The 3,155-nt window shown below is 37.7% G+C and carries 5 protein-coding genes; all 5 read left to right on the forward strand.

Features of this window, described 5'->3' with window-relative positions; all coding sequences use genetic code 11:
- Positions 1 to 191: 191 nt before the first annotated feature.
- Positions 192 to 539 (forward strand): HNH/ENDO VII family nuclease, encoded by a 348-nt coding sequence (locus ACFIKH_RS08800; protein ID WP_375649089.1) that lies wholly within the window; start codon positions 192 to 194, stop codon positions 537 to 539.
- A gap of 271 nt (positions 540 to 810) precedes the next feature.
- Positions 811 to 1,281: an SMI1/KNR4 family protein gene (locus tag ACFIKH_RS08805; RefSeq protein WP_375649092.1), complete on the forward strand. Its 471-nt coding sequence runs from the start codon at positions 811 to 813 to the stop codon at positions 1,279 to 1,281.
- On the forward strand, positions 1,278 to 1,448 hold the full coding sequence (locus ACFIKH_RS08810; RefSeq protein ID WP_375626879.1) for a hypothetical protein: 171 nt from the start codon (positions 1,278 to 1,280) through the stop codon (positions 1,446 to 1,448). The genes ACFIKH_RS08805 and ACFIKH_RS08810 overlap by 4 nt, the downstream gene beginning before the upstream one ends.
- Before the next feature lie 23 nt (positions 1,449 to 1,471).
- Entirely contained in the window at positions 1,472 to 1,951 is a 480-nt protein-coding gene (locus ACFIKH_RS08815; RefSeq protein ID WP_375626812.1) for a hypothetical protein, read from the forward strand.
- Positions 1,952 to 1,997: 46 nt separating this feature from the next.
- Complete coding sequence (locus ACFIKH_RS08820) at positions 1,998 to 3,056, forward strand: hypothetical protein (RefSeq protein WP_375671506.1); 1,059 nt, start codon at positions 1,998 to 2,000, stop codon at positions 3,054 to 3,056.
- Positions 3,057 to 3,155: the final 99 nt, after the last annotated feature.

A 3,155-nucleotide genomic window follows, 5' to 3' on the forward strand; every position in this document is an offset into this window, starting at 1 on the left:
TTTAGCCAAAGAAGTAGCAAAGGTGAAGCAAGTGAGTTACGCTTTGATTAAACAGGTGGCAGAAAAGCTTGATGATCACTCAGAGCTTTTTAGCGAGGAATAACCTCGCTCTTGGAAGGAGAGTTTATTTAAGTCTATTTAGAACAAAGAATAAATTGATTATTTTGAAAAAATCGAGGGGATTATGAATCATGAAATGGATAAAGAAAAAAAGTATGGGGGCAGCTGAGCCTATGGAATTTAAAGGTCAAAAAGTTTATCAGGAAGATGAACTGTTTGATCCTGAAACAGTTTCTTCTTGGAAAGAAAAAGGACACATAATAACAGGTACAAATGTGGAAAGAATGGCATCAGGAAGAGCTCCTATTGGAGTCGATTGTAGGCCTATTATGTTACATCCTGTGACACAAGAACAAGATAGTCCTCTCGTTGAGGTTCTCTACTCATTTTATCAAGACAAGAGTTTGGTTGCTCATATGAAGCCAAAGACAAATTTTATCAAAAAAGTTATTTGTTGGATTTCAAAAAAAGTCTCCTAAGCAGGAAAAAAAAAGTAATTATTGCAAATATTGGAGTAATGACACTAAAAGGCGCTCTCTAAGCTTTAATGATCATCCCCTTTAATTATATCATATATTGTAAATGCGAGATGATTTTACAGACACAGATGAGAAAAGAGTTCCTTCAAAAAAAGATCTCTTATGATTTTATCAATCTCATCCCAATTCCATTGGCTATGGTAGAGAAATATTGATCATTAGAAACACTCATTATGAGTAAAAACACGCTGTGACTTATGGAGAAAAATTTATGAAAAGTTATACTTTATCAGATGTTGCACAATATATTGATATGCATAGTCATGCTATTAATTTTGGTACTAAAGATAATGCTCCTGATGATGTAAGGATTAAAACAGCTGAGAATACTCTCGATTTACAATTTACCTCTTCCTATAAGGGTTTTTTAAAAAATTATGGAGGAGGAGAAATTGGAGGTGAAGAAATATTCAGTATTTATGAAATCTGCGCAGGTATTCCTGCTGGTGATATTGTTTACCGAAATTTGCTCGATAGAAGAGATGGCTTTACGGACCCCAAACAACTTGTTATCTGCACAACTGATTTTGGTGAAACCTTTTATTTTGATTATACGCAGTTTCGGGATGGAGAGTGCCCGCTCTATCTTAAGTTTCCACTTGACGATCCCCAGTATTACGCAAGTAATTTTTATGAATTTCTCTGCAAAAGAATTAAAGAGTATGCAGGGGAGGATTCATGAAAACCTATACCTTAGATGATGTTGCAGTATTAATTGATAAAGTTAATAAATATAATGATGATATTATCAATTTTCGTACTGAAGAAAATGCGGCTGATAATCTACAGATTGAAAAGGCGGAGAAAGCTCTTAGTTTGAAATTCAACTCTTCTTATAAGATTTTTTAAAAAAACTATGGAGGAGGGGAAAAATGAAAAAAATCTTAAAACTATTGAGCTGCATGGCTCTCTTAAGTACAGCTGGATGTCAGTTAGGCAATCCTCCCCCATCGACTTTGGTTTTATGGGAAAAGCCTAGAGCAGATCGGGCTGTAATCGAACAATCACTTTTAAAATGTGGCTGGAAACCGGTTTATGCTTCTTCTAGTGATATGAATTCGTATGCAAGTGAATTTGCTTCAGTATATGAGTGCATGAAAAAAGCAGGCTTTCGATATAAATTGCAGGATTCAAAGGGGATTTATTTTACACAACCTCTGAAAAGTGACTCGTTCCTAACCGATCTCATGATAGCTGGATATCAGCAATTTATGGACAATGATACTTTTGGTCTAAGCAATACGAGAAAGAAGGAACGGGCCATGATAACTCATTTTAAGAATGAAAGAAAACGTCAACAAACAAAAAAATCTTTGCAAAAGCGATCATCAAAGCGTCCTACCCATTCTTAAAGAGTTAGTTGAACAAAAAGCACGAATGATGGAGGGAGTCAAAATAGTGCTCTTCTTTATTCAAGCGGGTGATACGTTGAATCTAGAGGTTGATCAACTCACCAACAAGGCAGTGGTAGGTTCTCTTTCCACTAGTTTTTTAGAGGATGTGCGTTTTAATCAGCCTCACAGAATTCTGGAAGCCGATCCGAAAAATAGAAAAGGTCTTGTGATCAATAAAGGGGCATGTTTTCGCTTTTATCATGGTGGTGAGAATGGGGGCAGGCACCTCTTTTACCGCATTCCAGGGCGTGGAAGGATGACTTTTGACGAAGATCTTGAAGCAGGAAAGGATTATTATATATATCTCATCTTAAAAGATCAGACGAATGAGCTATCCTTTGAGTTTTCGCAAAATCCGACGGCTCCTGATGGCTATACAGAGGATAATTCTGAAAAGATTGGTGGATTTCATACGCTATGTGCGGATGTTGGTGAGATTGAAGGTCATCTCTTATCGGGTTATCAAGCGGGAGATGTTTTGCCCAATTCTGTTTGGTGTTTAAATCACCGCCCACGTAGTAGTCCAGAAGGGATGGTTTACAATCCGTGGCATAATATTTGGGTTGATATTTATCTTCAATCAGGGACAGGTCAAAATGCAAAGTCGGCATATGGTGTTCCGATTACGATCAATCGTAGCTATGCGGATCATGCATTTGATTTTTGGTCTGTTAGTAAGAGATTTTTGACGAGTGATGAGTTCGCGTCTTGCATGTGTGGAATCAATTCGGGAACCAGTATTATAGGCAATAAAGCGCCTTCTCCCAAAACGTCTGGAGGACACGTTGATACAAACAATAGACGGATGATTTCGTATATTGGTTGTGAGGATGGTTGCGGTTATGTGTGGCAATATTTGTCTGGTTGTTATCCAGTGACTAAATGGCATACAGGGGAGCAAGGAAGCAGTTTACGTGTAGACATAAATGTTATGTTGGGAGGAGGCGATTGGACTGGTGGCTCTAACAATGATCATCTTGTACGGAACTTTGCGCATTCTCGTTATGTCGAAGATGAAAAAATAGGCGCCCGTGGATGTAGCGAGCCACTTTATTATAATTAGCGCGAGATTGATTAGAACATCATTTTATCCAGCCTCACTTTTGTGGGGCTTTTTTTATGGAGCGTCAGATGAGAAAGATATCGAAAGAAGGATTAGAGC

The sequence above is a fragment of the Bartonella sp. SD1336NMGDW genome (genome assembly GCF_042193565.1).
GTDB classification, from domain to species: Bacteria; Pseudomonadota; Alphaproteobacteria; order Rhizobiales; family Rhizobiaceae; genus Bartonella; species Bartonella grahamii.

Excerpts from the sequence above, each read along its gene's own strand:
- ACFIKH_RS08810 (WP_375626879.1), top strand. The coding sequence starts at position 1,278 with ATGAAAACCTATACCTTAGATGATGTTGCAGTATTAATTGATAAAGTT.
- ACFIKH_RS08805 (WP_375649092.1), top strand. The coding sequence starts at position 811 with ATGAAAAGTTATACTTTATCAGATGTTGCACAATATATTGATATGCAT.
- ACFIKH_RS08815 (WP_375626812.1), top strand. The coding sequence starts at position 1,472 with ATGAAAAAAATCTTAAAACTATTGAGCTGCATGGCTCTCTTAAGTACA.
- ACFIKH_RS08800 (WP_375649089.1), top strand. The coding sequence starts at position 192 with ATGAAATGGATAAAGAAAAAAAGTATGGGGGCAGCTGAGCCTATGGAA.